2 protein-coding genes and 2 pseudogenes are annotated in these 2941 nt (G+C 72.8%); 2 read left to right on the top strand and 2 right to left on the bottom strand.

The features are described from left to right. Positions 1-1166, top strand: a pseudogene (locus ACY35P_RS15275) (hypothetical protein); the annotation flags it as partial. Between the two features lie 378 nt (positions 1167-1544). On the opposite strand, the gene ACY35P_RS15270 reads toward ACY35P_RS15275, so the two are convergent. Further along, on the bottom strand, positions 1545-1994 hold the full coding sequence (locus ACY35P_RS15270; protein WP_462116690.1) for a c-type cytochrome: 450 nt from the start codon (positions 1992-1994) through the stop codon (positions 1545-1547). 8 nt (positions 1995-2002) lie between these two features. Beyond that, positions 2003-2410, bottom strand: coding sequence for a c-type cytochrome (locus ACY35P_RS15265; RefSeq protein ID WP_462116689.1), 408 nt, complete (start codon positions 2408-2410; stop codon positions 2003-2005). 306 nt (positions 2411-2716) lie between these two features. Between ACY35P_RS15265 and ACY35P_RS15260 the strand changes: the two are divergent. Further along, positions 2717-2941: pseudogene (locus ACY35P_RS15260) on the top strand (efflux RND transporter periplasmic adaptor subunit); the annotation flags it as partial.

Here is a 2941-nt window from a genome sequence, read left to right as displayed (position 1 = left end):
CGGCGTCGGCCAGCGCCGCGACCGCACCGCCCGCGCCGAGCGCCGCGACGGCCGTTACGCCGACCACGCCGGAGGCGACGCCTGCCGAACCGCAGCGCGTGCAGGTGTCGAAGGCGGTGTCGAGCGAGCCGCCGGTGTTCACGCTGCCGCCGACGTCGCTGCCGGTGCCCGCGGTCGAAGTCGTGCGCACGCCCACGACCGACGTTCGCGTGGTGCCGATTCCGGAAGCCGTCCGCGCGCCGCAGGTCGCCGTCGCCGCACCCCGCGTGGACGTCTCCCCGGTCGTGGCCGCCGCCCCCGAGGTGGCCACGCGCGCCATTCCCGACCCGGTGCGGTCGCCGGCACCGACCGCCACGGTGCCCACGCCGTCCGTGGCCGCGCGTGCGGAGACGCAGTCCGTGGACGTCCGTGCCCGTTCCATTCCGACGCCGGCCACGCGACCGGGCACGTCCACCGCGCCCGCCAACAGCACCTCACCGTCGACCGCGGGGACCGGGGACGCCGACACCCGCATCGCGGACGCGATCCGCCCCGGCGCGGGCCCGGTGTCCGCCAGCCCCAGCGCGGGCGTGGGAGTCGGTCCGAAGGCGACGCCGTCGCCGGGGTCCTGGGCTTCGAATCGCCGGGCGGACGACTGGGGCGACTCCAATCGCAATCGTCCCGGCAATGGCGTCTTCGACGGCGACGGTCGCCCGCGACTCGCCGACGGGCCGGGGTCGGCCTCGGCCGGGCATCCGCCGGGCATGATCACCGCCGAGATCCGCGACATCGACCGCGCGGGCACCTGGCTCAAGCGCAAGCCGCTGCCCTACGAGCCGACGCGCTGGGACCGCCTGTGGAAGCCCAACCAGACGTTGCTCGACGACTGGGTCGACAAGGGCGTCAAGCAGGTCGGCATTCCGATCCCCGGCACGAACAAGCGGATCATCTGCATCGTGTCGATCCTGCAGCTCGGTGGGGGCTGCGGCGTCAGCGACCCGAACCTCAACGAGCAACCGGCGACCGCACGACCACCGCCGGACGTGCCGTTCAAGCCGGAACTGCAGTCCGGTAATGGCGCGACGTGGGGGCCCGATGGCAAACCCGCCCCACCGCCGAAGCTGCCCGGCCTGTTCGCGCCGTCGAAGACCGGCGTGCCGCCGGGAGCGGTCGACGGCGGAGGCTGATCGACGCGGGTCCGCGGCGAGCGCGTGGTGGAAGTCACTGGTGCAACTCGCGTCGATGCGATCCCAGCGCATGCGCGCCGCCGCGTCGGATCGTGAACCGATCGGCGCAGACGCTGTCGCGGTGTCGGGCACCGGGCTCAGGCTTGGTGGATGCCCGCCGTCCGGTCGAGCGCGGCCTTCAGGGCACCGCGTGAATGTTCCCGAGCGCAGTGGCTTTGGCCGCTTTCTCTGGCGTAACCGCGACCGTGGCGCGCGTCGTCGGCCCGCGTCCGCTTCACCGACATGTGGCGACGATGCGGCACGTGCGGCGCCGCTCGCACGGCTGCAAGCAAAAACGGCCCGCAGTGCGGGCCGTTTTTTCTGCGCCAATCGCTCGGCTTACTTGCCGACGACCGGTTCGCTCAGGTCGTGCACCACGCGCGGGCGCGAGGCGAAGTACGTCGCGAGATCGGCGATGTCCTGGTCCTTCAGGCCCTTGGCCTGCGCGGACATCAGCGCATTCTCGCGGCGACCGTCGCGATACATCTCGAGCGCGCTCGCGAGGTAGTCGGCGTACTGGCCAGCCAACTTCGGGTAGCTGGGGTCGATCGGGGCGGCGCCGTCCTTGCCATGGCATTCGACGCAGGCCTGGCCGGTGCCTGCCTGCTTGGCGTTCGCGAACTTCTCGCCGGCGGCGATGCTGCCTTCGGGCAGGCCGGCCGAGGAGTGCTCGGACACCGGCGCGTGCTCGGCGCCCTCTTCGGCGTGCTCGGCCTTCGGACCGCAGGCGGTGAGGAGCAGGGCGATGGCGACGGCGAGGCCGCCCGGCAGGAGTCGGGTGTTCGTCATGGTCGTGCTCACTTCAGGGTCGCGAGGTAGGCGGCGATGTCGGCGATGTCCTGGGCCGAGAAGCTCTGCGCCTGCGCCTGCATCGTCGGGTGCTTGCGCGTGCCCTCGCGGTAGCCGGTCAGCGCATTGACCAGGTACTGCTCGCTCTGCCCGCCGATCCGCGGCACGTGGTAGTTCGGGTACGCGTTCTTGTAGCCGGTCACCCCGTGGCAGCCCTTGCAGGTGTAGGTGAGCTCGCGACCGCGCGCGGCGTCCCCCTTGACGGCGGCCGGCATCGCCGCGGCGGGCGTCGCAGGCGGGGCCGTCGTCGCGGGCGCGGGCGCCGCGGCGGGTTCGGCGGTGGGGGTCTGCTGCGCGTGCACGCCGAGGGCGAGCAGGGAGGTGAAGGCGAGGGCGGCGATCGTCAGCGGTCGCATGGGGTCGGGGTCCGCGGTTCTCGTTCTGGCGGTGGGAATGCGACGCGACAGGCGTTCGCACAAGCGGCCGAGTATAGCCTGCGGCTCCCGTTTTCGACGACGGGGCAGCACGGCGCGGGCGGTTCGGCGCGTCCGCGCGGCAACCGAGCGGGGCGGCATCGGGCGGGAGCTCGGGATTCCGAGCCCGTGCCGGAGGTCACCCGTGACCTTCGGCGCATGGGCCGGATGAACGCTGGTGATATACCTATGTACAACACCGGCGTACCGCCCCGTATCCACTGCTCCCACCGCTTCGAGGAACCTCCGATGCGCACCGTCTCCGCCCCGCGCGCTCGTCTCGCGCGCCTCTCGCTCCTGCTGCTGCCGTGCCTCGTGCTGGCGGCGTGCAAGGGCGGTCCCAAGTCCGCGGATGAAGGCCCCGATGGCAAGCAGAAGGCGCCCGAAGCCGTGCCGGTCGAGGTCGCGCTGGTGGCCACGCGCCCGATCGCCGCCAGCTACACCGGCACGGCGCCGCTCGAGCCGCGCAGCGAG

The organism is Lysobacter xanthus, from assembly GCF_047159895.1.
This window is presented reverse-complemented; position numbering and strand designations above follow the sequence as displayed.